General features: G+C 72.1%; 19 protein-coding genes and 2 pseudogenes. 8 read left to right on the top strand and 13 right to left on the bottom strand.

From position 1 onward, the window contains the following. Positions 1 to 98: 98 nt before the first annotated feature. Positions 99 to 1,310: an alpha/beta hydrolase gene (locus AB0I68_RS18740; protein ID WP_363178419.1), complete on the bottom strand. Its 1,212-nt coding sequence runs from the start codon at positions 1,308 to 1,310 to the stop codon at positions 99 to 101. 142 nt (positions 1,311 to 1,452) lie between these two features. On the opposite strand from AB0I68_RS18740, the gene AB0I68_RS18745 reads away from it, so the two are divergent. Continuing rightward, on the top strand, positions 1,453 to 2,652 hold the full coding sequence (locus tag AB0I68_RS18745) for a histidine kinase (protein WP_363178420.1): 1,200 nt from the start codon (positions 1,453 to 1,455) through the stop codon (positions 2,650 to 2,652). Then, positions 2,649 to 3,335, top strand: a complete 687-nt coding sequence (locus AB0I68_RS18750; RefSeq protein WP_363178421.1) for a response regulator transcription factor — start codon at positions 2,649 to 2,651, stop codon at positions 3,333 to 3,335. The genes AB0I68_RS18745 and AB0I68_RS18750 overlap by 4 nt, the downstream gene beginning before the upstream one ends. Positions 3,336 to 3,963: 628 nt before the next feature. On the opposite strand, the gene AB0I68_RS18755 is transcribed toward AB0I68_RS18750, so the two are convergent. Beyond that, on the bottom strand, positions 3,964 to 4,314 hold the full coding sequence (locus AB0I68_RS18755; RefSeq protein WP_363178422.1) for a hypothetical protein: 351 nt from the start codon (positions 4,312 to 4,314) through the stop codon (positions 3,964 to 3,966). A 477-nt stretch (positions 4,315 to 4,791) separates the two neighbouring features. After that, positions 4,792 to 7,461 (bottom strand): glycosyl hydrolase, encoded by a 2,670-nt coding sequence (locus tag AB0I68_RS18760; protein ID WP_363178423.1) that lies wholly within the window; start codon positions 7,459 to 7,461, stop codon positions 4,792 to 4,794. Between the two features lie 964 nt (positions 7,462 to 8,425). Here AB0I68_RS18760 and AB0I68_RS18765 point away from each other — a divergent pair. Next, positions 8,426 to 8,656 (top strand): annotated as a pseudogene (locus AB0I68_RS18765) (penicillin acylase family protein); the annotation flags it as partial. 55 nt (positions 8,657 to 8,711) lie between these two features. Here AB0I68_RS18765 and AB0I68_RS18770 read toward each other — a convergent pair. The 4 genes from AB0I68_RS18770 to AB0I68_RS18785 form a co-directional block, all read right to left on the bottom strand. Beyond that, positions 8,712 to 9,836, bottom strand: coding sequence for an ionic transporter y4hA (locus AB0I68_RS18770; protein WP_363178424.1), 1,125 nt, complete (start codon positions 9,834 to 9,836; stop codon positions 8,712 to 8,714). Positions 9,837 to 9,978: 142 nt separating this feature from the next. Beyond that, complete coding sequence (locus tag AB0I68_RS18775) at positions 9,979 to 10,926, bottom strand: hypothetical protein (RefSeq protein WP_363178425.1); 948 nt, start codon at positions 10,924 to 10,926, stop codon at positions 9,979 to 9,981. A 173-nt stretch (positions 10,927 to 11,099) separates the two neighbouring features. After that, complete coding sequence (locus AB0I68_RS18780) at positions 11,100 to 12,653, bottom strand: acyl-CoA synthetase (protein WP_363178426.1); 1,554 nt, start codon at positions 12,651 to 12,653, stop codon at positions 11,100 to 11,102. A 5-nt stretch (positions 12,654 to 12,658) separates the two neighbouring features. Then, the gene (locus tag AB0I68_RS18785) at positions 12,659 to 13,774 is read right to left on the bottom strand and encodes a nitronate monooxygenase family protein (protein ID WP_363178427.1); all 1,116 of its coding nucleotides are present in this window, start codon (positions 13,772 to 13,774) and stop codon (positions 12,659 to 12,661) included. A 671-nt stretch (positions 13,775 to 14,445) separates the two neighbouring features. Here AB0I68_RS18785 and AB0I68_RS18790 point away from each other — a divergent pair. From AB0I68_RS18790 to AB0I68_RS18800, 3 genes are all read left to right on the top strand, one after another. After that, positions 14,446 to 16,266, top strand: a complete 1,821-nt coding sequence (locus AB0I68_RS18790; protein WP_363178517.1) for a serine hydrolase — start codon at positions 14,446 to 14,448, stop codon at positions 16,264 to 16,266. A gap of 534 nt (positions 16,267 to 16,800) precedes the next feature. Then, the gene (locus tag AB0I68_RS18795) at positions 16,801 to 16,926 is read left to right on the top strand and encodes a hypothetical protein (RefSeq protein WP_363178428.1); all 126 of its coding nucleotides are present in this window, start codon (positions 16,801 to 16,803) and stop codon (positions 16,924 to 16,926) included. A gap of 107 nt (positions 16,927 to 17,033) precedes the next feature. Then, entirely contained in the window at positions 17,034 to 17,492 is a 459-nt protein-coding gene (locus AB0I68_RS18800; RefSeq protein ID WP_363178429.1) for a nitroreductase family deazaflavin-dependent oxidoreductase, read from the top strand. 7 nt (positions 17,493 to 17,499) lie between these two features. On the opposite strand, the gene AB0I68_RS18805 is transcribed toward AB0I68_RS18800, so the two are convergent. The 4 genes and pseudogenes from AB0I68_RS18805 to AB0I68_RS18820 all read right to left on the bottom strand — a co-directional run. Continuing rightward, on the bottom strand, positions 17,500 to 19,098 hold the full coding sequence (locus AB0I68_RS18805) for an NAD(P)/FAD-dependent oxidoreductase (RefSeq protein WP_363178430.1): 1,599 nt from the start codon (positions 19,096 to 19,098) through the stop codon (positions 17,500 to 17,502). After that, positions 19,095 to 21,170, bottom strand: a complete 2,076-nt coding sequence (locus AB0I68_RS18810) for a serine/threonine-protein kinase (RefSeq protein WP_363178431.1) — start codon at positions 21,168 to 21,170, stop codon at positions 19,095 to 19,097. The genes AB0I68_RS18805 and AB0I68_RS18810 overlap by 4 nt, the downstream gene beginning before the upstream one ends. Positions 21,171 to 21,203: 33 nt before the next feature. After that, complete coding sequence (locus AB0I68_RS18815) at positions 21,204 to 22,115, bottom strand: oxygenase MpaB family protein (protein ID WP_363178432.1); 912 nt, start codon at positions 22,113 to 22,115, stop codon at positions 21,204 to 21,206. Between the two features lie 193 nt (positions 22,116 to 22,308). Continuing rightward, positions 22,309 to 22,734, bottom strand: a pseudogene (locus tag AB0I68_RS18820) (agmatine deiminase family protein); the annotation flags it as partial. A 20-nt stretch (positions 22,735 to 22,754) separates the two neighbouring features. On the opposite strand from AB0I68_RS18820, the gene AB0I68_RS18825 reads away from it, so the two are divergent. After that, positions 22,755 to 22,922, top strand: a complete 168-nt coding sequence (locus AB0I68_RS18825; protein ID WP_363178433.1) for a hypothetical protein — start codon at positions 22,755 to 22,757, stop codon at positions 22,920 to 22,922. Between the two features lie 446 nt (positions 22,923 to 23,368). Next, positions 23,369 to 25,150 (top strand): GAF domain-containing protein, encoded by a 1,782-nt coding sequence (locus AB0I68_RS18830; protein WP_363178434.1) that lies wholly within the window; start codon positions 23,369 to 23,371, stop codon positions 25,148 to 25,150. Here AB0I68_RS18830 and AB0I68_RS18835 read toward each other — a convergent pair. After that, complete coding sequence (locus AB0I68_RS18835; protein ID WP_363178435.1) at positions 25,061 to 25,540, bottom strand: pyridoxamine 5'-phosphate oxidase family protein; 480 nt, start codon at positions 25,538 to 25,540, stop codon at positions 25,061 to 25,063. The two genes, AB0I68_RS18830 and AB0I68_RS18835, sit on opposite strands and share 90 nt — an antisense overlap. A gap of 122 nt (positions 25,541 to 25,662) precedes the next feature. Then, positions 25,663 to 25,989 carry an STAS domain-containing protein gene (locus tag AB0I68_RS18840; protein WP_363178436.1) on the bottom strand — a complete coding sequence of 109 codons (327 nt, stop codon included), beginning with the start codon at positions 25,987 to 25,989 and terminating at the stop codon, positions 25,663 to 25,665. Positions 25,990 to 26,187: the final 198 nt, after the last annotated feature.

Raw genomic sequence — 26,187 nt, forward strand, 5'->3', positions numbered from 1 at the left:
GGCCTACGACGAACTCGACGCCAAGCCCTACCGCTGGACCTACGACGGCAGCCCACTCAAAGCCGCTTGAACCCCCGAAGGATCAACGCGGCGCTGCACTAGTGCTGGAAGAGTACTTCCGGATTGTTCGGCGAGGGGCCGTCCAGCAGCGGACTGTGGATCCCCTTCAGCGTCTGGTCGAAGAACGCCGTCACGTACTCGCGGGTGATCACCAGCCCGCGTTCCGGGGAGAGGCCCTGCGTCGGGAACCCGGCCTGCTTCTTAAGCAGGTCCAGGTCGCTGAAGTTGAAGTGGTCGGCGTCGGTGACCGTCAGCCACTCCTTGTAGCCGCCGAGGGCGGCCCATGCCTGCTCCCACGTGGTGTTGTGGCCGCCGGCCGAGTGGTTTTCGGCCGTGCCCAGCATGAGGAACGGCCGGTTGATCTGGCCGGGCATCGGGGTCGGGTGGAAGGTGCCGTCCATGTTCACTCCGGCCCGTACTCGCGGGTCGGCGATCATCGTGGCGGCGGCCGACGCTCCGCCGAGTGAGTGCCCGGCCATGCCGATCTGATGCTTGTCGATGAGGTGTGCCAGGCGCCACGCGGTAATGCCGTGCGTCAACTGGTCGATCACGAAGGACACGTCCGTCGCGCGGCTGGCGACGACGGAGTCGAGGTTGAGCGCCGGGTTGTCGCAGATCACGCACGACGACGTCTGGCCGTTCGCCAGCGTCTCGCCGCTGTCCTCGTTGGTGTGGCCGACGAGCGCGACGACGTAGCCGTGGCTGGCCAGGTCGGTCGCGAGCGCGGTGAGCGTCATGCGCGGGTTCTCGTGCGCGGCTGAGAGGACCACCAGCGGATACTTGCCCCTCTGCGGCCGCGCGCCGTCGAAGGCGTGGGTGGTGACGCTGGAAAGGGTCTGCGGGGTGACGCCGGAGCTCGCCGGCGTCTTCTGGCGCTGGAGGATTCCGGCTGCCTCGCCGAGGGTCATGTAAGGGGCCGGAGTCCCGGTCCCGGGGACGGCCGGGTAGATCATCGTGACGGTCAGTTGGCGGGGGCCGGATGACGGCACCCACGGGTCGGGACGGTTCGCGTCGGTGAGGTGGATAACCTCCTTGCCGGCGGCGTAGGGGCCGGTCGGCGCGGGGAGGGTGCCTTGGAAGGACCGTGTGGGCGCGGTGGCCGTGGCCGTGGCCGGTGCGGTGTCGAACGCGTGCGTGGCCACCGGTGTGGCCGACGGTGTGGTCGTGGCGGCGAACCCGGTGCCGGTTCCGGTGACGAGGGCGGCGAGCGCCAGCGCCGCGACAGCGCTGATACGGCGATTGCGTTTCATGGGATCGACGCTAGGTTCCGCAGCTCCTCCGTCGCGTCGGCCGGTGGATGTCACCGTTCCCCAGGCCGTCGGCCCGGGGGTGTACCCCGCGTACATCCCCGGGGCGACGCGCGGAGCCGACGCCGCTGAATACGATCTCCGTATGGAAGAGCTTCTCCAGCGTCTCTCGACATCGAAGCGCGTGACCTGGCTGACGGACCGGGCCGTGGTACTGGCCACCGCCTGCTTCTACGCGCTGATGCTCTGCTGGTCGATCCGTCGTGGTCCCGGCCTGTTCCGGTTTCCCGGCCTCGGGCCCTTCCAGATGATAGGTCTGTGCGTCGTGCTCGCCCTTCCGGTTCTGCTGATGCGCCGTCTGCCGGCGGCGGTCTTCGCGGCGATCCTGGGCGAATCGGTCCTCGGCGACCTCTTCGGCGTGCGGCCCTTGATCGTGTTCGTCCTGCTCGTCTTCTTGGGCGGGCACCTCGCCGTCCGGCGGCCGAAGGCTGCCGCCGTCGGCTCCGTCGCGGCCGTCGCGGCCGCGTTCGTCGAGAACATCCACGTCTACCCCGGGGAGACCGTCGGCGACGCGGCCCAGTGGGCCGGGCAGTTCGCGTTGTGGTTCGCGGTCGCGTGGGTCTTCGGGGGGGTGTATCGCAAACGCCGTGAGTACCTCGGAGCCTTGCATGAGCAGAGGGCGGCCCGCGCCGTCGTCACCGAGCGGCTGCGGATCGCCCGCGAACTGCACGACAGCGTCGCGCACAGCATCGGGATCATCACGGTGCTGTCGGGAGCGGCGGCGCGGGTCGTGGACACCAAGCCTGAGCAGACGCGGCAGGCGCTGACCGGCATCGAGTCCACCAGCCGCCAGACGCTGCTCGAGCTGCAGCGCATGCTCGGAGCGCTACGCCGCGCCGAGCCGGACGACGCCATGCCGGGGGCCGCTCCGCTGGCGCCGGCCGGCAGCCTGGCCGATATCCCGCGGCTCGCCGAACGCACGGCCGACGCCGGGGTGCGGGTCCACGTGGCCTGGCGGGGCGAGCGGCGTCCGCTGCCGCCGGAGATCGAGCTGTCGGCGTTCCGGATCGTCCAGGAGTCGGTGACGAACGTGGTGCGGCATTCCGGTGCGCGGACGTGCCGGGTCGCGGTCGGATACGAGCCGACAGGAGTGACGATCGAGGTGGTGGACGACGGGGACGACGGTCCCGGCGGGCCCGGCCGTCCGAGGCCCTCGGCAACGGCCGGCGGGAGCGGCTTCGGCCTGCTCGGCATGCGCGAGCGGGTGACGTTGCTGTCCGGCCAGTTCAGCGCGGGCCGGCGTCCGGAGGGCGGATTCCGGGTGGCTGCGAGGCTCCCGGCATGAGCGTGCGGGTGCTGCTGGTCGACGACCAGCCGCTGATGCTGCTCGGGCTCGCGATCCTGATCGGCGACACCGCCGACCTGGAGGTGGTCGGCGAGGCCGGCGACGGCCGCGAGGCGGTGCGCCTGGTACGTGAGCTGCGGCCGGACGTCGTGGTGATGGACATCCGGATGCCGGGCATGGACGGGATCGAGGCGACCCGGCAGGCGACCGCCGAGCCGGACCCGCCCAAGGTGCTGGTGCTGACGACCTTCGACGACGACGAGTACGTCTACGGCGCACTGCGCGCCGGCGCCAGCGGATTCCTGCTCAAGAGCATGGCCCTGGACGCGATCCTGGACGCGATCCGCGTGGTGGCGGCCGGCGACGCGTTGATCGCGCCGAGCGTCACCCGACGGCTGATCGCCGACTTCGCCGGAACCTCCGCCACCCCCGCGGCCCCCGCACCGGACACCGAGCCCGCCGCAAACTCACGTCTCATCGCGGGGATCACCGACCGGGAGCGCGAGGTGCTGGCACTGGTCGGACAGGGACTGTCGAACGGTGAGATAGCCGAGCGGTTGATGATCAGCGTGGCGACGGCGAAGACCCATGTCGCGCGTCTGTTCGCCAAGCTCGAGGCCCGGGACCGCGTCCACCTGACGATCATCGCCTACGAGAACGGACTCACGCCGGGTAGACGGTAGGGCAGGGTGAGAAGAACGATCGCCGACCACGAGTTCGCCGCGTTCGCCAGATGCGCGAGCTCACCCACCTGGCCGCGGCGGGATTCGGGCCGAGGTTGTTCAGGAAGTCACGGACCGGTGCGGGTGTCGAGAGCGTGGTAGCCCGCTTCCGGGGTCGAGGAAGATCGGACCGAGGAAGAACCTTTAGCAAGGTCAGCGCCATGTACGTGCTTCATCGCTGCTTCACTGGCGTGTTCGCGCGCTGTCTCAACGAACCGACCTGAGAAACGCGCCGCGCGGTTCGTGAAGATCCACGCACTCCGGCCCGTCCAGCGCTATTCCACTGTCCGATCCTCTCAACCCCGATCGTGAACCGGCCGTCGACGAGCTTGGTCGGTTGTGCGCGAATCGGCTCCAGCTTGCCCCGGACGCCGACAGGAAGGCCGAGTATCTCGCCGACCCGACGGACCGTGACCGGCCGAAGAGCTCGTAGTCCGGCGGGAGCGCGTCGGGGCCGGAGCCACCACGAACCGCCCTGACGGACGATCTACACCACAGACACCCGCCCATGACCAGTACGAATACCCACGAACCCTGACACACCAGCACGCTGACCAGCCACTTCAAGATGGTGGATCTTCATTGCGAATCAACACCCCATGCATATACAGGAAATGCCCGCCACCCAGCCTTCTGCAACACGCTTTAGACCGTCAAGGTGATCGATTTCGTGCGCGATGAGCCGCGCCGTGCCGCGTTCGTAGACCGCAGTCGCCGCGCTGTCGTCCGGCGTCACCGTCTCCACCATGATCCGCAACGGCCCGGCAACCGGAACGCGCACGTCCAAGAACGACAACGTCTTGGCCTGGACAGCGGTGGCCTGCACGAACAGCGGTGCCTCGCAAGCGGGATCGCCGCCACAAAGTGGATCTGGCCCAGCTTCCACCGCGCCTACCACCGAAGGCGGCTGGTCCAGAACGCCAGCCGCTTCGTCCGGCACTCCATCTTCCGCTCCCCCTGCCGCGTCGGATGAATCCGTTCCCGGGGTGCCCCAACCCGGCAGTGACAGCCCATCGGCCCGCCCCGGGTGCGTCGCGGGAGCGGTCACGGTCACCCTGCGTCCTGGGGAGTTCGCGACCCAGCGATTGTGCGTGCGGGTCAGCGCCACCGTTACGGCCATTGTGCCGCCCGGTCGGGGTGGGGCCTGGCCTGGGCCGCGCAGCAGAAGCCCGATGCTGGCCGCGATCACCCGCACGTCGACTGATCCGGACGGCACGGAACGGGTCACGATTCGCGCGGCCCGGCCGGGAGCGGCAACAATCACGTGGGAAACGGGCGGAGCGCCTGTCTTCACGCTGCGCCTGGACGTGTCGGGCGTACCAAGTCCCCTGACGTCCGTCCGAAGCCGAACGGCCGGCGCATCCCCCTCGGGTGGGGGTGCGCCGGCCGTCGTCGCTGTGGCGGTAGTGCCTCGTGATCAGTCGTTACGGCCCTTGAGCTGGCGTACGTCGAAGGACCAGATGCCGCGGCCGTGGGTGGCGGCGTACAGCTTGCCGTCCGGACCGAGGCGCAGTTGCATGACGGCGGTGGTGGGCAGGCTCTTGCCGAGGACCTCCCACTGGGTCGCGCCGGCTGGGCGGTAGAAGACGGCCAGGTCGGTGCCGAGGGCGAGGCCGCCGCCGGGCAGGAGCTTCACCGTGTCGGCGGGGACGTCGGGCAGGTTGGCGGAGATGTCCGTCCAGTCGGTGCCGCCGTTCTTCGACTCGAAGATGTGGCCGGTGCCCGCGCCCGGGCCCTCGGTCCACTTGCGGGAGAAGCCGTTGACGGCGACGTACACGTGCTGGGCGTTGGCCGGGTCCACCTCGAAGCCCGAGATGTAGCGGTTCGGGATCGTGCCGTCGACGGGGAGGCTGAGCTGGTGCCAGCCGGTGCCGTCGGCGTTGCCAACCGCGATGCCGCGGGTGAAGCCCTGGTTGTTGCAGGGGCCACACCAGCCGACGTAGACCGTGCCGCCCGAGGACGCCACGGCGGTTGCCACATGGCCCGCGCCCAGGTCGAAGGCGTTCGTCCACTCCGTGCCGGAGCGGATCGCGAAGCCCTTGTGCTGCACCCAGACGTGCCGGCCACCGGCCACCCAGGTGTTGATGTCCTTGGCGTCGGAGGTGATCGGTGCGATGAAGCGGGCACCCGCGCCGCCGAGGTCCTTGTCGGGCGGGGCGACCTCGTACTCGGTGGCCTTGGCCGGGTCCGTGGTCCAGTCACCGTTGTTCACACCGCAGTTCTGGGTGACGAACATGTCGAGGTAGACGTACTCCTCGGCGATGTTGCAGCCATTCGACGGATCGGTGATCGTGTCGGCGCCGTCACCGCCGAAGTTCGATCCCATCACCTTGTCGCGGCCGCGCAGGATCGACTGGCCGTTGTCCTGGAGGCCGCCCGTGACCGAGACCCCGCCGTAGGTGAGGTCCTTGCCGATGCCGACGGAGTAGTACTGGAGGGTGTCGATGGTGCCGTCGTTGAGGGACTGCCAGTCCTTGGCATGCCCGCCGGAATCGACCGCGCCATTCAGCGGGCGGCGGTAGATGCCGCCGTCATTGCCGACGTAGACCGAGGGCTTGCCCTGGTACGAGCCGATCGCGACCGCGTGCTGGTCGGAGTGGGTGGTCGGTGAGCAGTCGCCGGTCTGCTTGGCCGGGTCGATGCTCCAGCAGGGGAAGGGGAAGTTCCAGTACGGGCCCGGGGTGATCCAGCTCGTACCGCCGTTCTTGGTCTCGAAGACCTCTTCCAGGCCGAGGTAGACATGGTCGGCGTTGGCGGGGTCGACCTGGAGGAACTGGTTGTACCAGGACTGGATGCCGGGCATGTAGCCCTCGCCCTGGAGCGCCGAGCCGGACGCCTTCAGCTTGGTGTAGTCGGCGACCAGGGTCCACGGCCCGAACGGCGACCCGTTCTTCGAGACATAGACGCCCTTGAGCCCGCTGTCCGGATTGGCGGCCATCTGCGCCGGAGACTGGTCGATCGCGTAAAGCCGCGAACCGTCCGAGGCCGCTCCGAAGGTCACATTGCCGATGTCGTCGCTGCTGGTGGGCAGGTCACCGAGCCCGGCGGCAGGCTTCCAGCTGCCGTTCTCCTTGGCGTACAGACCGTTGTACGTGTCACCGCCACGCCAGCCGACCGCGAGGAGGACCTTGCCGGGGTCCTTCGGGTCGATGGCGATGTCGTTGGCGATGTTCTTGTACGGCGCGCTGGGGTCGGACGCCTTCGGACCGCCGGGAAGATAGTCGGGGTTGGGTGCGAATTCCAGCTGCCACGGCCCGGAGAGGGTGGTCGTGGAGTGCGACCAGACGCCGCGGCTGGTCGCTGCCCACACGGTGGTGCCGGCGAAGCGCAACGCGTGGATGACGGTGCTCTCCAGCTCGGCGCCGCCGACCCGGCCGCCGGGCTGGAACTGCCCGTGCTGCGGATCGGCCAGGACGTACACTCCGGTGCCCACGTATGAGGTGGCACCGGTGTTGGACTCGCCGGTGGCGTACCAGAGCCGCTTGGAGCCGTCCAGCGCGAGAGTGCCGGTCGACAACGACGGCAGCTTGTCGGCGATCGGCTCCCAGTGCCCGCCGCCGGTCCTGGAGCGGAACACGCCGCCGTTGGCGCCGCCCGCGTACACATAGCCCTGGTCGTCAGCGGCGATTCCGGTGATCCGGCCGGTCACATTCCCCGAACCGCCACTGGAGTTGGAGTTCAGATCTCGATAGCGCGGATCGTCGGAGTTGTACGCCTTCTTGGTGACGTGGTCCCAGTCGCCGCGGCTGTGCTGCATCGACTGCAGCTGCTGCCACGCCGCCCCGTACGCGCCGGGCGCCACCACGCCGGGGGCTGTCCGGGCCTCGGTGTACTGGGCGGTTCCTTCAGCGGAGTTTTCCGCCTCGTCGGAGCCGCCGTCCCCCTCCGATGTGGCGAAGGCTGAGGCGCCGCGCCTGCTGTTGACCATCTTGACGTGCTGGCGGCCGATGTCCGCCTGGTGGCGGGCGTTCCACGGCCGGGGCCTGACATCACCGGATGCCGCGAACGACTGGGTGCCTACCAGTCCGAACGCGGCGGCCACGACGGTGCAGGTTATGTACCGTCGCCGCCGCTGTTGGGGCATCATGCGCCCTCCTCCCTGCGCCGGACACCGGATGCGGTCCGACGCGGGCACGATCTTGACGTGATCGCGACAGCCCGGATAGAGGCGGAGACAAAAATGACCCGGAGTTTGCCGTTCCATCTGAGCGTCAGCCGAATCCCCGCTCCAGAACGGCGACTTGAGGCCATCAGCGGACCGGTTACCGTGCCCGGTCAGGGAACGACGAGGAGTTGAACCTGCCAGGCAAGGGAGGGGCGGGCCGTGCGGGTCGGGGGTGTAGGTGTCGCCCGAGCTGAGGGCGGCTTCGCCTGAGGTCTGGGCGCGGGCCGTGGCAGCGCGGGTGCCGTCAGGACCAAGGGTGTCGCCGACCACGGCGACAGCGGCGGGGTCGGAGCTGATGACCGGTGACCAGAGGTAGCGGGAACGGGGCTGGAGAGTGACCTCGCCCTGGGTGCCCACGTGGATGCAGGAGCTTCGCAACGGGCTGGCCGCGCCGGGGCAGAACACATGGACGGTGCCACTGAGGCACAAGCGGGACTGTCCGGAGGTTGAGGCAGTCGGCGGATGCCCGGACTCGGAGCCAGACGTCCCGGCAGGGGCTGTCTGTCGGTACGGGCGGGGGGCCGCTGGGCGTAGCCGAGGAGGCCGACAGACCAGGAGCGGGGGCGGACGGATCCCCGGTCCGGGCCTCGGCAGTGGGGACGCCGGGGCCTTGAGCTGGCCCGCCTGGCAGCATTCACCGGCCTTGCCGAGCCCTGGATCGCGGACGTGGAGGCGGGAAGGGACTGGATCGACCGGCGCCGTGTGCTGAATGCGCTCGCCGCCACGGGCACACCCAGGTTCACCGGCACGACGCCTTCTTCCGGTCCGTCAACGTCGCCATCGCCGCCGACCCGTTCCGCCCGTCGCTCACCTGTTTGATCACTGCCTCGCTTCGACGCGGTACTGTGCCCCGCGTTGCAGAGAACTCCAACGACAGCGGCTGCCGGAGGTCGTGCACGGCTCCAGCCACATCCAGGCGGTCGGCTGGGACGGCGGCCGCTGCCCCGTGGCCCGCACACTGCTGACGTACGGCCAGTCGTCGAACCCGGCCTCGCCGTACTACGCCGACCAGACCCGGCTGTTCTCCCGGGAGCGGTGGGTGACCTCGCGGTTCTGCGAGCGGGACATCCTCACCTCGCCGCAGCTCAAGGTGGTCTGGCCGCGCGAGCGCCGCTGACCCGGAGCCGGGCGGTACGCGGCGGGGCCGGATCGTCCGGCCCCGCCGCATGCGTTCAGGGGCTGACGGCGAGGAACAGGTACGCCGCCAGCACCACGAGGTGCACGCCGCCCTGGAGCAGCGTGGCCCGGCCGGGCGCGATGGTGAGGGCGCTGACCACGACGGTCAGGGCGAGCAGCACCATGTGCACCGGCCCGAGGCCCAGCAGCAGCGGGCCGGAGAGCCAGATCGAGGCCAGCGCGATGGCCGGAATGGTCAGGCCGATGCTCGCGATGGCCGAGCCGTACCCCAGATTGAGGCTGGTCTGGACGCGGTCGCGGCGGGCGGCATGGACGGCGGCCAGGGTCTCGGGGGCCAGCACCAGCAGGGCGATGATCACACCGACGACGGCGTTGGGCAGGCCCGCGCGGGCGACGCCTGCCTCGATGGCGGGCGAGACCGACTTGGCGTCGCCGACGACGGCGACGAGCGCCACCAGGAGCAGACCGAGGCTGAACAGGGCGGCGCGCGCGGTGGGCGGCTCCGCATGCTCTGCGGCGCCGCCGGTGTCGCCCGTGTCTGCCGTGGCGCCGCAGGCGGTGGCCACGGGCAGGAAGTAGTCCCGGTGGCGGACCGTCTGGACGGCGATGAACAACCCGTACAGGGCGAGCGAGGCGACCGCGGCGAAGGTCAGCTGGGCGGTGGAGAATTCGGGCCCCGGCTTGCTGGTGGTGAACGTCGGCAGAACCAGGGTGAGGACGGCCAGGGTCGCCACGGTGGCCAACGCCGCACCGGAGCCCTCGGCGTTGAAGACGGCGACCCGGTTGCGCAGGGCGCCGACGAGCAGGGACAGGCCGACGATGCCGTTGCAGGTGATCATCACGGCGGCGAAGACCGTGTCCCGGGCGAGGGAGGCGGTCTTGTCGCCGCCGTCGGCCATCAGGGTGACGATCAGGGCCACTTCGATGACCGTGACGGCGACGGCCAGGACGAGCGAGCCGAAGGGTTCGCCCACCCGGAGGGCGACCACCTCGGCATGGTGGACGGCCGCCAGCACCGCGCCCCCGAGACACAGGGCGACCAGCGCCACCACGAATCCGGGCAGCTCGCGTCCCCAGCTGAAGACGAGTGCGAGGAGCGAGATGACCGGGACCACCACGGTCCAGTCGGTGACGGGGGACCTGTGCGCTGCCGTACTCATGCCTCTACGCTGCCACGATCCGTACACAAGGGGCGAATGGGCCCGACTTGGCGTTTTCCGTCCTTACGGTGCGTCATGGGCGGGTGCGCCGGCCGCGCAGTCCCCATGCGGGGTCCCGGCGGCCGGCGCGATGCCGACCGGTCTACCAGAAGACGACGACGTACCCGTCGCCGCCGTCCTTTCCGGGATCGCCGGGCAGGCCCGAAACCACGCCGTTCGAACCGCCGGCGCCCCCGTCGCCTCCGGCGGAGGCCGCGTCCGGCACAGCGACGACGCCGTCCACGGCAGGGCCGCCCTTGCCGTCGAGCGAGGCGTCCACGCCGGGCCGGGTCACGCCGCCCGTGCGGCAGGTGCCTCCGGTGCCTCCCTTTCCGGCGGTGCCGGAATAGCCGGGAATCAGGCCGGAGTTGCCGCCACCGCCACCGCCACCGCCACCCCCGGTGGCGGTGACCACGACGTCGCCCTCGGGCGCGGCCAGGGTGGTGGCCGTACCCGCGGCTCCGTCGTTGCCGTTGGTGCCGTTGGCGCCGTTGGCGCCGCCGGAGCCTCCATTGCCGTGCAGGCCTCCGTCGCCGAGGACCACCGTGTAGCTCTTCGACGGCTTCACGGGGACGGTGCACCAGGCAAAGCCGCCGCCACCGCCGCCACCGCCCGTACCGCCGTGAGCGCCGAGGGGGGCGCTGCCGCCGCCACCGCCGCCGCCACCGCCGCCGCCGGCGCCCCAGGCCTGGACGAACACCGAGGTGACACCCTTCGGCGGGACGAAGGTGCCGTCCGCGGTGAACTCGCGCAGGCCGTGCAGGGTCTTCGGCTTCGGCTTCGGCTTCGGCTTCGGCTTCGGCTTCTGCTCCTCGCCACCGGGCGGCGGGCCGTCCTCGTGCCGGGAGTCTCCTCCCCCGAGCAGCTCGTCGAGGCCCGGCGGCGGATCCAGCTGGTTCATGGCGGAGGCGATCGCGCGACTCTCGTGGTCGCCGTCGGCCTGGGCCATCGGGGACATGACGAGCAGCTGGCCTGTGACGGCCGCCGTGGTGAGCGCCGCGACGCCCAGGGCCCGGCGCCGGGAGCGGCGGGAGGTGGTACTCGGGTTCATGACTTCCTTACCTACCCGGCCTCGTACGGCCGGAGGAGTGCGATGAGGTGGCAGTGGCGGACCTCGTCGGGTCCGCCACTGCCCATCACAGCGACGTTTTCGTGCGCCCTGCCACAGGCACGACCGCCGCTACTCCGGCCGGCCCGCAATGTTGCACCGGTCAGCCGACACGGTCACACTGCGCGCTCGCGCCCCTCCCAGTACGGGTCGCGCAGCCTCCGCTTGTAGAGCTTGCCGTTCGGGTCACGCGGCATCGTCTCGATGAAGTCGACCGACTTCGGCCGCTTGAAACCGGCCAGCTGCCGCTCGCAGTGGTGCAGGATCTCCGTGGCGAGGGCTTCCCCGGCGACGAATCCCTCGGCCGGTTCGATGACCGCCTTCACCTCCTCGCCCCAGTCGGCGTGCGGGATCCCGAAGGCGGCGGCGTCGGCGACCGCCGGGTGGGTGAGCAGGGCCGACTCGATCTCGGCCGGGTAGATGTTCACCCCGCCCGAGATGATCATGTCGATCTTGCGGTCGCGGAGGAAGAGGTACCCCTCCTCGTCCATCAGCCCGAGGTCGCCCACCGTGAAGAACTCGCCGATGCGGTTCTTCTTCGTCTTGCCCTCGTCCTTGTGGTAGCTGAAACCGCCGGTGTTCATCTTCAGGTAGACGGTGCCGAGTTCGCCGGGCGGCAGCCGGTTGCCGTCGTCGTCGAAGATGGCGAGTTCGCTGATCGGCCAGGCTCTGCCGACCGTTCCCGGCTTCTTCAGCCAGTCCTCGGCGGTGGCGAACGCGCCGCCGCCCTCGCTGGCCGCGTAGTACTCCTCCACGCACGTGCCCCACCAGTCGATCATGGCCCGCTTGACGTGGTCCGGGCAGGGCGCGGCCCCGTGGATCGCGTGCCGCATCGAGGAGACGTCGTACGCGTCCTTCGTCTCGGGCGGCAGCGCGAGGAGCCGGTGGAACTGCGTCGGGACCATGTGGGTGTGCGTGCACGCGTGGCCGTCGATGAGCCGCAGCATCTCCTGCGGGGTCCAGCGGTCCATCAGGACCAGCGGGTGCCCGATGTGCAGGGCGGCGCCCGCGAATTGGAGGACGGCGGTGTGGTAGAGCGGCGAGCAGACCAGGTGCACGTTGCCGTCGAACGGGCGGATGCCGAAGATCCCGAGGAAGCCGCCGAGGTACGTCTCCTCCGGGAGCTTGCCGGGCAGCGGGCGCCGGATGCCGCGCGGGCGCCCGGTGGTGCCGGAGGTGTAGTTCATGACCCAGCCGAGGGTGCGCCCCTCGGGCGGTGTCCCGGGCTGTCCGCCGAGGAGTTCGGCGTACGGGCGGAAGCCCGCGACGGCTCCGACCGCGTAGCGGTGGCTCGCGGGCAGGCCCGCCTCGTCGGCTGCGGCGGTGGCGGCGTCGGCGAAGCGCTCGTGGGCGATGAGGACCTTGGCGCCCGAATCGGAGACGATCCAGGCGATCTCGGGGCCGACGAGGTGGTGGTTGACCGGGACCAGGTAGAAGCCGGCCTGGGAGGCGGCGAGGTAGGCGGTGAGGAACTCGACGCCGTTGGGGAGGACGACGGCGAAGACGTCGCCCTGCTCCAGACCGGCGGCGCGCAGTCCGTGGACGAGGCGGTTGACGTCGGCGTGCAGCCGGCCGGCGCTCCACTCCTCTCCCTCGGGGGTGATGAGCACGGTGCGCTCGGGGTCGGCGGCGGCCTGCGCCCAAAAACCGTTGGGTGGCTGGTCACTCATGCTGATCACACCTCTCGGGCCCGGCCGGCGATGCGGTTGATGCGGTCGATGGCGCGTTCGAAGCCGCTGGTGAGCTCGTCGAAGACGGCCTGGACGCTGCGTTCGGAGTTCATCCGGCCGACGATCTGGCCGACGGGCGTGCCGAGCAGCGGCTGGACCTCGTACTTCTGGATCCGCGAGACGGCCTCGGCGACCAGCAGGCCCTGCAGCGGCATCGGGAGCGCGCCGGGACCCTCCGGGTCGTCCCAGGCGTCCGTCCACTCGGTGCGGAGCTGGCGGGCGGGCTTGCCGGTGAGGGCACGGGAGCGGACGGTGTCACCGGAGCCGGCGGCGAGGAGCTTCTCCGTGAGGGCGCGGGAGTGCAGATCGGCCTCGGTGGTGGTGAGCCAGAGGGAGCCGAGCCAGGCGCCCTGGGCGCCGAGGGCGAGGCCGGCGGCGATCTGCTCGCCGCTGCCGATGCCGCCGGCGGCGAGGACGGGGAGCGGGGCGACCGCCTCGACGATCTCGGGGACCAGGACCATCGTGGCGATGTCGCCGGTGTGGCCGCCGGCCTCGTAGCCCTGGGCGACGACGATGTCGATGCCGGCCTCGGCGTGGCGGCGGGCGTGCTTGGCGCTCCCGGCGAGGGCGGCGACGAGGACACCGTGCTCGTGGGCGCGCGCGATGACGTCGGCGGGCGGGGAACCGAGGGCGTTCGCCAGGAGTTTGATGGGGTAGTCGAAGGCGACGTCGAGCTGGCTCCGGGCGACCTGCTCCATCCAGCCGGTGATCCGCCATCCGGAGGCCTCGCCCTCGGCGAGCTCGGGGACGTGGTGCTTGGCGAGGGTGTCGCGGACGAACGCACGGTGCCCGGCCGGGATCATCGCCTCGATGTCGGCCTCGCTGATGCCGTCGACGGCCTTCTTGGCGGGCATGACGACGTCGAGGCCGTAGGGCTTGCCGCCGGTGTGCTCCTGCATCCAGTCGAGGTCGCGTTTGAGGTCGTCGGGGGCGGTGTAGCGGACGGCGCCGAGGACGCCGAATCCGCCCGCGCGGCTGATGGCCGCGGCGACCGCCGGGAAGGGCGTGAAGCCGAAGATGGCGTGCTCGACTCCCAGTTTCCTGCTCAGCTCCGTCTCCATGGGCGGCAGCATGCCGCAGCGCGGCGGCCGAGGGAAGAGGTTTTCTGATGCATCGTCAGATTCTTTACGGGCCGGTCGGTGCGGGGCCCGCCGTGCCGGCGGGCAGATACTTCGGGAAGGCGCGACAGCGGACGGAGGACGTCATGGAGGAGCACACGGGGGCGGACGGGCGGGGCGCCGGGAAAAGGGCCGTGGCCCCGGCCGGCGCGAACGGGAACGGGAACGGGAACGGCGAGGTGGACGGCGGCGAGTCTCTGGCCCAGTCCGCGGGCGACGATGACCCCGGCGCCGGGTGCCGCGACGCAGCCGGCACAGCGGGACCCGGCGCAGCCGGGCTGGAGGGACCCAGCACAACCCGAGCGGATGGGCTGGGCGCAACCAGGGCTCAGCGGCACGACGCGGCCCCGGCGGACCGGCTCGGCACAGCCAGGGCGGAGCGGCTCGGTGGGCCCGGGGTGCAGAAGTTCGGCACAGCCGGAGCGCAGGAGCCCGACGCGACCGGGGCGGACCGGCTCGGCGCGGCCGGGGCGAAGCAGCTCGGTGGGCCCGGGGTGCAGAAGTTCGGCACAGCCGGGGCGCAGGAGCCCGACGCGGCCCCGGCGGAACCGCTCGGTGGACCCGGGGCGGAGGAGCTCGACGCGGCCCCGGCGGACCCGCTCGGTGGGCCCGGGGTGCAGAAGTTCGACGCGACCGGGGCGGAGGAGCTCGGTGCGGCCGGGGTGAGTCGGCGGCGGCTCGGGGCGCGGTTGCTGGCGCTCGGCGGGGTGCTCGTCCTGCACGCCGCGCTGCCCGGGGCCGCGGGGGCCGCGGGCAACCCGGCCGAACGGCGCGCGCTCCAGGGGCTACGGCTGCGGTACGGGTCCGCACGGCAAGCCGGACTACTCGAGAGGCACCTGGAGGGCGTGGCGGACGAGGCGCGGCGGTTCCTCGGCCCCTCCCCCGAACACCCTTACTACGCCGGGGTCGTGGTGCTCGCCGGCCGGGGCCGCACGATCGCCCTGCACCGCGCGATGGGCGAGGCCGTCCGGTACGCGGACTACGACGGCCACACCGACCGGGTCCGGGAGTTCCCGGCGGCGCAGCGCATCCCGATGGCCGAGGACACCGTCTTCGACCTGGCGTCGCTGACCAAGCTGTTCACCTCGCTCCTGGCCGTGCAGCAGATGGAGCGCGGGCAACTGGAGCTGGAGGCCCCGGTCGACCGGTACCTGCCCGAGTTCACCGGCGGCGGCAAAGAGCTGATCACGGTCCGCCAGTTGCTCACGCACACCTCGGGGCTGCGCTCTTGGGCGCCCTTCTACCAGCAGTCCACCCGCGAGGGGCAGCTGAGGCTGCTGTGGTCCGTGCGCCCACAGGAAGCCCCTGGGACGGTGTACCGGTACTCGGACCTGAACCTCATAGCGCTCCAACTGCTCCTGGAACGGATCACCGGTCACACTCTGGACCTCCTGCTCCACGACGAGATCACCGCTCCGCTCGGGATGCACCGCACTCGTTACAACCCACCGCTCTCCTGGCGCCGCGTCACCGCCGCCACGGAGGTGCAGCGGCCGCCCTGGTCCGGCCTGGACCGCGGACTCGTCTGGGGCGAGGTCCACGACGAGAACGCCTACGCCCTCGGCGGCGTCGCCGGCCACGCCGGCGTCTTCGGCACGGCCTGGGACCTGGCCGTCCTCGCCCGCACCCTCCTCGACGGCGGCGTCTATGCCGGCAAGCGCATCCTGCGCCCCGCCTCCGTGGAGCTGCTCTTCACCGACTTCAACACCGCTTTCCCCGGCGACGACCACGGCCTCGGCTTCGAGCTCTACCAGCACTGGTACATGGGGGCCATGGCCACCCCGCACTCCGCCGGCCACACCGGCTTCACGGGCACCTCCCTGGTCCTGGACCCCTCCACCGACTCCTTCGTGATCCTGCTCGGCAACTCCGTCCACCCCGTACGCACCTGGCGGGCCGGCAGCGCCCCGCGGGTCGCGGTCGGCAACCGCTTCGCCCGCGCCGTCCCGGTCCGTACGAAGCACGGCGGCCCGGCCTGGTACTCCGGCATGGAGACCGGCGGCTCCGGCACGCTCACCCTGCCTCCCCTGACCCCGGCCACGGCCGCCGCCCGGCTGCGCTGCGCCGTGTGGTGGGACACCGTGCCCGGCGAAGGCGCCCTCCACGTGGAGGCCTCGGCCGACGGGGAGACCTGGGAGCCGCTGCCGTTCAGCACGCTGCGGTCCACGGGCGGTTCCCCCGAGCAGTGGCCGCAGGGCAGCGTCGGCGGCTGGTCCGGCCGCATCTGGCACCGTCTCGAGGCGCCGCTCACCGCGTGGGCGGGACGTCCGGTGCACCTGCGCCTCCGGCACGCCGCGACCGGCCGCTACGTCGGGCGCGGGGTGTACGTGGACGTCGTACGGGTGGCGGAACCGGCTCGGCTCCTCTTCGCGGAGGACCGCCCCGCCGACGCGTCGCGCATCGAGGCCGTCGGCTGGACCCGCTCGGCGGACTAGGGGGTGTCCGGCGGATCAGGGCCGGACACCCCCTAGGGAGCGGGCGGGGAGTCGGCGAGGGCCTCGGGAAGGTCTGCTGGGTGGAGCCGGTGTCGGACATCGGCCCGGCGCACACCGCCGCAGCCGTCCGGGCCCGCCTCGGTGTCGTTCCGGCCGGCCGGCGTGCCGGTCCTGAGGGCCGCGGGCGGCGATGTGCCCGCGGACGGGGGCGCCGGCCGTGCGCTGGGCCGTGGGGCTCTCGCGGCCGCCTTCGCCGACACGGCGGCCCGGGCGCTGCGGCTGGGGTGTCGGCCTTCGCGGACCAGGCAGAAGGGTGCACCCGCCGGGTCCGCGCAGACGCGCCAGCCGTCGGCGCCGGCATCGGCATCGGCATCGGCACGCCGTCGTCCTCGCGCACCTCCTCGACGGCGGCGGAGCCGGCGCACCCGCCGCCCTGGCCGCCTGCAGCGCGGCCCGGTGCGCCCGGACCGACGCCATCCGGGTCCGGGCCCGCCACGCGGGCCGCGTCGCCGCGCGCTCTCCCGCCCCCTCGCAGTGGCCGCCCGCGACCTCGTCGTACGCGCCACCCCGGCCCGCGTCACCCTGCGCGCGCTGGACGGCCCGTTCGACTTCACGCTCCCCGCGGCTGCGAGCGCCCCGGCACCACGGACGGCGGCATAAAACCGTGCCCGACGCCGTTGATGCTCGTTGGGTTTCGTTGACTGTTCAACCCCGCACGGACTGTTCACGACCGCACGCAGCTCAACAGCGAAGGCAGGTACAGGCACATGGCGACCACGAACATCGACTGGGACCACCCGAAGGACCCCAAGCCGGGCTGGCAGCTCGACCACGTCAGGCAGTACGTCGCATCGAACGGGGCCGAGGGGCAGTACTGGAACGGCACCCAGACCCTGCTTCTCACCACTGTGGGGCGGGTCTCCGGCAACGCGGTGCGGACGCCGCTCATCTACGGCGAGGCCGACGGCCGTTACTTCGTCGTCGCCTCCAAGGGCGGCGCCCCCGAGCACCCGCTCTGGTACAAGAACCTGACGGCCCGCCCCGAGGTCCGCATCCAGGTCGGCCCGAAGAAGCTCCGGGCCACGGCCCGCACGGCGACGGCCGACGAGCGCGCCGCGTACTGGCCCCTGATGGTGAAGCACTGGCCCGCGTACGACGAGTACCAGACCAAGACCGACCGCGAGATCCCGATCGTCGTCATCGAGCCGGCCGAACCCGCCTCGTAAACGGCGGTCAGTGCCCCAGCACCGCCATCGCCGCATTGTGGCCGGGGACCCCGCTGACGCCGCCTCCGCGCACGGCGCCCGCGCCGCACAGCAGGACGTTGGCGTACGGGGTCCCCACGCCCCAGCGGCCTCCCCCGCCCGGGCCGTCCCCGTCCCCGGCCCCCTCCCCGGCGGAGTCCGCGTACGGCCAGGACAGGTCCCGCTGGAAGATGTGCCCGCCGGGCAGCCGCAGTTCCCGCTCCAGGTCCAGCGGGGTCTTTGCCTCGATGCACGGCCGCCCGTCCGCGTCGAAGGCCAGGCAGTCGGTGATCGGCTCGGCCAGGTGCGCGTCCAGCTGCGCGAGGGTGCCGGCCAGCAGCACCTCGCGCGCCCCCTGGTTGTCCTTCCCGAACAGCCGGGCCGGGGTGTGCAGACCGAAGAGGGTGAGCGTCTGGTACCCCTGCTCCACGAGCTCCGGCCCGAGGATCGAGGGGTCGGTCAGCGAGTGGCAGTAGATCTCCGAGGGCGGTACGGACGGCAGTTCCCCGGTGGCGGCCTCGGCGTAGGCCCGGGCCAGTTCCGTGTAGCTCTCGGCGATGTGGAAGGTGCCGCCGAAGGCCTCGCGGGGGTCCACCGAGGTGTCCCGCAGCCGCGGCAGCCGCTGCAGCAGCATGTTGACCTTGAGCTGGGCCCCCTCGGCCGCGGGCGCTGGCTCCGCCTCGCCGAGCAGATCGGCCAGGGCCCGCGGTGAGGCGTTGACCAGCACCGTCCGCCCGACGACCCGTCCCTCGCCGGTCGCCGTACGGAAGGTCACCTCGGCCGGCGCCCGCCCGTCCGTGTCGATCCGGAGCACCTCGTGCCCGGTCGCGATCTCGGCCCCGGCCGCACGGGCCGCCGCCGCCAGCGCGTCGGTGAGCGCGCCCATGCCGCCGACGGGGACGTCCCAGTCCCCCGTGCCGCCGCCGATGACGTGGTACAGGAAGCAGCGGTTCTGCGCGAGCGAGAGGTCGTGTGCGTCCGCGAAGGTGCCGATCAGGGCGTCCGTGAGCACCACGCCCCGGACCAGGTCGTCGGCGAAGTGCTCCTCGACGGCCCGCCCGAGCGGCTCCTCGAACAGCATCCGCCAGGCCGTCTCGTCGTCGATCCGGGCCCGCAGCTCCGCCCGCGTGGGCAGCGGCTCGGTCAGCGTCGGGAACACCTTCCCGGCGAGCCGCCCGGTCCTCCCGTAGAAGGCGCGCCAGCTCTCGTACTCCCGCTCCGAGCCGGTCAGCCGCGCGAAGGACTCCCGGGTGCGGGACTCTCCCCCGCCGACGAGGAGCCCGCCGGGCCGGCCGTCGCGCTCGACGGGGGTGTACGAGGAGACCGTGCGCTTGCGGACGGCGAAATTCAGCCCCAAGTCGCGCACGATCTTCGCCGGGAGCAGGGAGACCAGATACGAGTACCGCGAGAGCCGGGCGTCGACGCCGACGAAGGGACGGGTGGAGATCGCGGCGCCGCCGGTGTTCCCGAGCCGCTCCAGGACCAGCACCGAACGGCCCGCCCGGGCCAGGTACGCGGCGGCGACCAGCCCGTTGTGCCCGCCGCCCACGATCACGTCGTCGTATACATCGTGCCCGAAGCTCGTCATGGCTCTTGGTAGCACACCTGGCCGAGCCGCTCCAGACAGTGCGCTTCGTCGGCGTGGGCCAGGGCCGTGTCGGGATGGTCGTCGCCGAGGGAGCGCTCGCGGATGCCGGAGAGCTCCCGGTAGACGGGCAGGGCCTCGTCCCAGCGGCCCAGCCGACCGAGCCCGACGGCGAGTTCGCGGCGGCTGACGAGGGTGTCCGGGTGTTCGGCGCCGAGCGCCGCGGCCCGGGCCACGGCGACCTGCCGGGCTTCGGCCACCGCCTCCTCCCAGCGCTCCAGCCGGCCCAGGTTGACGCCGAGGACGTGTCGCGCGCGGAGCGTCTCGGGGTCCGTGGCCCCGTACGCCCGGGTGCGGTCGCGGATCAGGCCCCGGAACAGGTCCAGGGCCTGGGCGGCGTGCCCGGTCCGGCCGAGCGCGATGCCGACCTCGTAGCGGGCGGCGAGGGTGTCGGGATGGTCCCGGCCCAGCACCTGTTCGCGTACGGCGGCGACCTGGCGGAAGCCGTCCAGGGCCTCCTGCCAGCGGTCGAGGCGGCCCAGTGCGTACGCGACCTCGTACCGGGTCAGCAGTGTGTCCGCGTGCTCGGCGCCCAGCACGGCCGCCCGGTCGGCGGCGACCTCGGCCGCGGTGCGGTGGGCGTCCGCGAACCGGCCCAGCGCCCCGAGGACGCAGGCGAGGTTGTGGCGGCAGCGCAGCGTGTCGGGATGGAGCGGGCCCATGCTGCGCTCCCGGGCGACGAGCACCGCACGGTAGATGTCGTGGGCCTCGCGGTGGCGTCCGAGCCGGCCCAGTTCGTACGCCGCCTCCTGGCGCGCCGCGAGGGTGTCGGGGTGGTCGGCGCCGAGCACCCGGGTGCGCCCCTCGGCGACGGCTTCGTACGCGGCCAGGGCCTCCTCGGGCCGGCCCGCGCGGCTGAGGGCGAAGGCACGGGTGTGGCCGGCGGCGAGCACGGCGGGGTCGGCCCCGTCGAGGCCGGTGCCGTCGGAGCCGAAGGCGTACGGGACCCCGTACGGCGGGGTGAGCCGCGGGTCCTCGGCGGCGGCGGGGCGCAGGATGCGGTGCCCGCCGCCGGGGCGCCCGGCGGTCCAGGAGCCGGTGAGCACGGCCCATTCGCCGCTCGCGGGGCGGGCGTCGATGCCCGCCTTGCGGCCGGCGGTCATCCCGTGGGCCCAGGCGGGCAGCGGGGCCTGGGCGGCGGGCGTACCGCCGGGGCCGACGCGGGCTTCGACGAGCCGCCGGTGCAGGTGGCGGGCGTCGCCGGGGCGGTCCTCGGGGCGCTTGGCCAGCAGGTCCAGGACCACCTGCTCGAAGTATTCGGGCAGCTCGGGGCGGTGTTCGCGGAGCGGCACGGGCGCGTTGTCGCGGTGGCCGACCAGCACCGACCAGGAGTCGCCGAGGTCGAACGGCGGGGCGCCGGTGGCGATCTCGTACAGGACGCAGCCGAGGGAGTAGAGGTCGCTGCGGTGGTCGACCTCGCCGCCCGCGATCTGCTCGGGCGACATGTAGTGCGGGGTGCCCATGGCCATGGCGCCGCCCGTGAGTTTGGCGGTGAAGCCGATGTCGTGGGCGAGGCGGGCGATGCCGAAGTCGCAGATCTTCACCGTGCCGTCGGTGAGCCGCATGATGTTGGCGGGTTTCAGGTCGCGGTGGACGACGCCTTGGTCGTGGGTGTATCCGAGGGCGGCGGCCAGCTGTTCTGCGATGTCGACGACCACGTCCACGGGGAGCGGGCGCGTCTCGTTGTCCTCCAGGAGCTGGCTCAGGTTGCGGCCGTCGAGGAGTTCCATGACGAGGTAGAGCGGGCCGCCCGTGGAGCTGTCGTCGCCGAAGTCGTGGACGACGGTGACCCCGCGGTGCTGGAGGGAGGCGGCGACGCGCGCCTCGCGGCGGAAGCGTTCGCGCAGGACCTGGGTGAAGTGGTTGTCCTGCTCGGGTCCGAGCGGCTTGAGGCACTTCACGGCGACCTGCCGGCCGAGCGACTCGTCCCGGGCGCGCCACACCTCGCCCATGCCGCCGCGCCCGATCAGATCGAGCGACCGGTAACGGCCCTGGATCAGTCTGGACTCCGCCATGTCTTAAAGCCGCCCCCGTTGTCGTGCTACGTCCTATGCCCTCCCCGGCCGGTCCAGTATGGCCGCTGATGTACGCAGTGTGTACGCGGAGGGGCGGCTCCGGGGGCCCATGCGGTGCATCGCTTTCAAGATGTGACCTGGCGGCAGCTGCCACCGCAGACCTGCGGGAATGCTGCGCAGCAGGGTACCGGTGAGGCGCAGGCGACGGGTGACGACGAGCGGGGGTGGTGCGGCCCGCCCGTACAGCCGGTGCGCATAGCCGGGGAGGGAACCGTAGGCCAGAGCCGCGACCGGGCGCCACAGCAGGTTTCGGCCAGGGACGAGGAGGGGATGGACGGGCGGGCTCTGCAGGAAGGCGTCCACGGCGCGGGCGTCGGGTCCGGCGGCGAGCTCGGGGCGGACCTTCTCGAAGTACGCGGCGAGGGCCGCGGTGCCGGCCGGAACGTGGGCCGGGTCGAGGCCGACGAGGCGGGCGTTGACGCGGTTCTCGTCGACGTAGCGGTCGGCCTGGGCGGCGGTGAGGGGGACGCCGGAGCGGCGCAGGACGTGCAGGAAGCTGTCGATCTGCGCGCAGTGCACCCAGAGCAGCAGCTCGGGGTCGTCGACGGGGAACCGCTCGCCGGTGGCGGGGTCGGTGGCGGTCAGCGTCCGGTGGATCCTGCGGACGCGGGCGCCGGCGCGCTCGGCGGCTTCGGTGGTCCCGTAGGTGAGGGTGCCGACGAAGTCGGCGGTACGCAGCAGCCGGCCCCAGGCGTCGGAGCGGAAGTCGCTGTTCTCCATGACTCCGCGGACGGCGCGCGGGTGCAGGGCCTGGAGGTAGAGCGCGCGGACGCCGGCGATCCACATGACCGGGTCGCCGTGGCACTGCCAGGTGACGGACGCGGGCCCGTAGAGCCCCGGATCGGCCTCGGGCGGGGCCGGTACGCTCCCTCGGGTCGCGGCCATTCCCGTACCTCCCGTGAGTCCCGTGTTCCTCCCGCCGCCCACCGGAGCGGCGCGCGGCCGCCCCCGCTCCAGCCTACCGAGGCACGGCGGACCGCAGCAGGGGTATGCGCCGGGTCAGCGGCAGGGGGCCGGATCCGGGCGCACGGAAGCGCACTCCCGCCACGCCGTACCCCCGTGCGCCCCCGCTGTACGGCTATTCGGCCGCCGGCCTGCCGGGCTGGTCGTGGGTCGAGCAGTGGATGCCGCCACCGCCGGAGGCGATGGTGTCGATCTTCACGGGCACGATCTCCCGCTTCGGGAAGTGTTCCCGGAGGATCCCCTTCGCCCTGTCGTCGGCCCGGGCATCCCCGAACCGGGGCATGAAGACAGCGCCGTTGGCGACGTAGAAGTTCGCGTAGGTGGACACGAACGCATCACCCCGGCCGGTGGTCTTGTCGAGCTCGGGCTGGGGCAGGTCGACGACCTCCAGGGGTTTGCCGCGCGCGTCCGTCGCCTCCTTGAACACCGTCCTCGCCTGGTCGGCCGCGCGCGACCACACGTCGGGCGGGGTGCCGGGAAACGCCTGGTCCAGGAGGACGACGCCCGGGGCGGTGAACCGGACGAGGCTGTCGACGTGCGCGGCTGGGCCGCGTCCGGCCCATGGCGGGCGCCGCGGCGCTCGCCGGAGCCGCCGAACGGCTGACGGCCCTGGTGGAGGGCCTGAGCTCGCGCCGGCTCAGCGGCAGCCTGCCGCTGACGCACGCGCGCGAGCTGATGACCACGGCCATCGCGGCCGAGCTCGGACACCTGGCACAACCGGGCCGGTAGCGGTCCGGCCGGACCGGTGCCGGTACTGCTGCGGCCGCCGCACCGGCGTCCGCAGCCCTGCCGGGCTCCCTTAGGGGGCGTCCGGCACCCTCCGGCGAGACCGGCCGTTCGTCCGGCCTCTCGGAGCAGGGCTTCCGCACACTCCGCATCTTGGCTGAATTTTCAGTCAATGACAGGGTCGGGTGACGGCGCCTCCCTGCGTACGAGATCTGGACAACGGGCGCGCGCAGCGGTCGGGACACCACAACGGCCCGACCGCTGCGCGCCGCCGCAGACCTCGTGACCCCTGGGGCAGTTCCCCACGCAGCAATCCGGCCGCGCGGGCCGATCGGTCCGGCCATTGGATCCCCGACTTTCCCCCGGTCTCGATACGCTGACGCCGGACCAGATGGTGGGCGCAGAAGGAGTTGGTGGGTGTGGCGGATCCGTTGCCTCAGGTACCGCGGATGCAACTGGACGAGCTGCTGGAGGAGCTTCAGGCCCGGATCAATGCGGTCCGCGGTACCAGGGACCGCGTGCACAGCCTGCTGGAGGCGGTCGTCTCGGTCGGCCGGGAGCTGGACCTCTCCCAGGTCCTGCGGCGCATCGTGGAGGCCGCCGCCCTGCTCGTCGAGGCCGACTACGGCGCACTCGGCGTGATCGGACCCGATGGCCGGACCCTCGCCCAGTTCCTCACCGTGGGCCTCACCGACGAGCAGATCGCCCGGATCGGGGCCCTGCCCGCCGGCCACGGTCTGCTGGGCGAGGTCATCCGGCATCCCGAGCCACTGCGCCTGACAGATCTCGGCGCCCACACCGCGTCGCACGGCTTCCCTGCCGATCATCCCCCGATGCGCACCTTCCTCGGCGTCCCGATCCGCGTCCGCGACGAGGTGTTCGGCAACCTGTACCTGACCGACAAGCGCGGCGGGCAGGACTTCGACACCGAGGACGAGACGGTCATCTCCACCCTCTCCGTCGCCGCCGGGGTGGCCATCGACAACGCCCGCCTGTACGAGGGCTCCCAGCGCCAGCAGCGCTGGTTGCGGGCGAACGCCGAGATCACCAACAGCCTGCTGTCCGGCAGCCCTCGCCCCGCGGTGCTGGAGCTCATCGCCCGCCGGGCCCAGGAGATCACGGGCGCCGAGCTCGCGGACATATCGATGCCGCTCGACGGCGCCGACGACCTGATGGTGGAGCTCTCCGTCGGGCGCGGCAGCGAACTGCGGCGCGGCCTGGTCATACCGGTCGAAGGAAGTCTGTCCGGGGCCGCGTACAAGGGTGGCAGCCCGGTCACCACGGTCAGCCTCGCCGCCGACGCCCTCTACGGCAGCGGCGCACAGCAGCTGACGGCGCTCGGGCCGGCGGTGGCCGTCCCGCTGGGCACGGCCGCCGGGGACGGACGGGGCGTGCTGCTGCTGGCCCGGGCGGCCTCCGAGCCCGTGTTCACCGAGGGTGAGCTGGAGCCGCTGCTGGCCTTCGCCGGCCAGGCCGCCCTGGCGCTCGAGCTGGCCGAGCGGAGGCGCGACGCCGAACAGATAGCGCTGCTGGAAGAGCGCGACCGCATCGCCCGCGATCTGCACGACCTCGCCATTCAGCGGCTGTTCGCGACGGGGATGACGCTGCAGAGCGCGGCCCGGCTGGTGGAGCACGAAGGCGCCGCGGAGCGGGTGGGGCGGGCTGTCGACGACCTGGACGAGACCATCAAGATCATCCGATCTACGATCTTCGGGCTGCGCGCCAAGGACCGCGAGACGGGGCTTGGCCTGAGGGCGCGGGCCGCCCGGGCGGTCGGCGAGGCGGCGGCGGCGCTCGGGCACCCGCCACGCCTCAGCATGGAGGGCCTGCTGGACACCGACGTGTCCGCGCCGGTCGCCGACCATGCCATGGCCGCGCTGACCGAGCTGCTGAGCAATGCCGCCCGCCACGCGCACGCCACCCGGGTGGGCGTCTCCCTCAAGGCCACCAGCGAGGAGATCGTCCTCACGGTGACCGACAACGGCAGGGGTGTCCCGGCCCAGGGCCGCCGGAGCGGGCTGCGCAATCTCGACGAGCGCGCCCGGAGCCTGGGCGGCACGTTCGCCGTGGAAAGACCGGACGAAGGCGGCAGCGTACTCGTCTGGCGTGCTCCGATCACCGGCGCGGCGACCGATGACCGGTCAGGAGCCGCACAGGGTCACCGGCGCGGGAGGGTCCGCCTCCAGCCGGAACCCCGTGACCAGGTCGGGCGTGATGCGCAGCGCCCGTGACATCGTCTGCGCCACCCAGGGGCGCAGCCGCCTGGCGTAGCCCTGCGCCTCTTCCGGGTCCGCCACAGGGGTGGCGTAACCGGTCACCACGACGCTCCAGCCGAGGTGGGTCTCGGGGTCGATGGCATCGGCCTCGTAGGCGACCACGACGCCCGGGATGCCGGACGGAGCGAGCAGGGAGGCGAGGGCGCTGCCGTCATGAACCCGTACGACGATGTTCTCGCCCTCCACGAGGTGGTTCACGGGCCGGACGGCCGGCAGGGCGTGCTGGGTGAAGACGATGCGTCCCAGCGACACCGTGCTCAGCAGCCTCAGCGCTTCATCGCGATCCAGCGGCTCCATCCGCCGGGCCGAGGGCCCCTCCCCCAGGCGTGACGCCTCTCGGTCCATGGTCCGCACCTCCCTTCGACTCCGACGGCCCGGTCCACGGCCTGATCACCAGGCTCGCCCGGCGGACCGGCCGGCACCAGGGCCGAACGGTCCCTTCCCTCCCCCGATGCGAGGCCGGATGGTCACCTTCCCGACAACAGGAGCACCCGGTCGGCACCGAGGACCCGCATCGACGCCGCCACCAGGTGGGGAACCCGCGCAAGTCTGAGCCGGGTGCCGCAGGAAACGGACTGCTGGTGGATCCGCAGGAGCAGATCAATGCCCGAACTGTCACAGAAGGTGAGGCCGGAAAGGTCCAGCGTGAGTTCGGGACCGCACGACTGCGCGAGCTGCATCAGCCTGGGGCCTATCTGCGCACTCGTGTGGAAATCGAGTTCACCGTCGAGAGATGCCCTCACCTCGGAGTCCTCTCGTACCGCGGACGTCAGTGCGATCAGCTGGGTGGTCATGGCACCTCTTCACGTTCCATGCGGCTCCGTACTCGCAACCGCGCCGTTCCTCGCGCTCCCCTCAGCTCAGCGGACCGCTCCCACGCGCGGAAGGACCGGTCGGCCCCTGCCAAGGGCCGAAGGTCCCTTTTTTCTCGGCGCCACGGTCGCGGTCGCAGGGACGTGCGGGAGGCACCGGAACAAGGGCCGATCGGCCCT

The organism is Streptomyces sp. NPDC050448 (assembly GCF_040655295.1).
GTDB lineage: Bacteria > Actinomycetota > Actinomycetes > Streptomycetales > Streptomycetaceae > Streptomyces.

Bases quoted from the DNA above. Each gene is read 5' to 3' on its own strand.
- AB0I68_RS18775 (WP_363178425.1), bottom strand. From the start codon at position 10,926: ATGAACCCGAGTACCACCTCCCGCCGCTCCCGGCGCCGGGCCCTGGGC.
- AB0I68_RS18740 (WP_363178419.1), bottom strand. From the start codon at position 1,310: ATGAAACGCAATCGCCGTATCAGCGCTGTCGCGGCGCTGGCGCTCGCC.
- AB0I68_RS18760 (WP_363178423.1), bottom strand. From the start codon at position 7,461: ATGATGCCCCAACAGCGGCGGCGACGGTACATAACCTGCACCGTCGTG.
- AB0I68_RS18810 (WP_363178431.1), bottom strand. From the start codon at position 21,170: ATGGCGGAGTCCAGACTGATCCAGGGCCGTTACCGGTCGCTCGATCTG.
- AB0I68_RS18785 (WP_363178427.1), bottom strand. From the start codon at position 13,774: ATGGAGACGGAGCTGAGCAGGAAACTGGGAGTCGAGCACGCCATCTTC.
- AB0I68_RS18770 (WP_363178424.1), bottom strand. From the start codon at position 9,836: ATGAGTACGGCAGCGCACAGGTCCCCCGTCACCGACTGGACCGTGGTG.
- AB0I68_RS18825 (WP_363178433.1), top strand. From the start codon at position 22,755: ATGGCGGGCGCCGCGGCGCTCGCCGGAGCCGCCGAACGGCTGACGGCC.
- AB0I68_RS18745 (WP_363178420.1), top strand. From the start codon at position 1,453: ATGGAAGAGCTTCTCCAGCGTCTCTCGACATCGAAGCGCGTGACCTGG.
- AB0I68_RS18750 (WP_363178421.1), top strand. From the start codon at position 2,649: ATGAGCGTGCGGGTGCTGCTGGTCGACGACCAGCCGCTGATGCTGCTC.
- AB0I68_RS18830 (WP_363178434.1), top strand. From the start codon at position 23,369: ATGCAACTGGACGAGCTGCTGGAGGAGCTTCAGGCCCGGATCAATGCG.
- AB0I68_RS18780 (WP_363178426.1), bottom strand. From the start codon at position 12,653: ATGAGTGACCAGCCACCCAACGGTTTTTGGGCGCAGGCCGCCGCCGAC.
- AB0I68_RS18835 (WP_363178435.1), bottom strand. From the start codon at position 25,540: ATGGACCGAGAGGCGTCACGCCTGGGGGAGGGGCCCTCGGCCCGGCGG.
- AB0I68_RS18815 (WP_363178432.1), bottom strand. From the start codon at position 22,115: ATGGCCGCGACCCGAGGGAGCGTACCGGCCCCGCCCGAGGCCGATCCG.
- AB0I68_RS18840 (WP_363178436.1), bottom strand. From the start codon at position 25,989: ATGACCACCCAGCTGATCGCACTGACGTCCGCGGTACGAGAGGACTCC.
- AB0I68_RS18805 (WP_363178430.1), bottom strand. From the start codon at position 19,098: ATGACGAGCTTCGGGCACGATGTATACGACGACGTGATCGTGGGCGGC.
- AB0I68_RS18800 (WP_363178429.1), top strand. From the start codon at position 17,034: ATGGCGACCACGAACATCGACTGGGACCACCCGAAGGACCCCAAGCCG.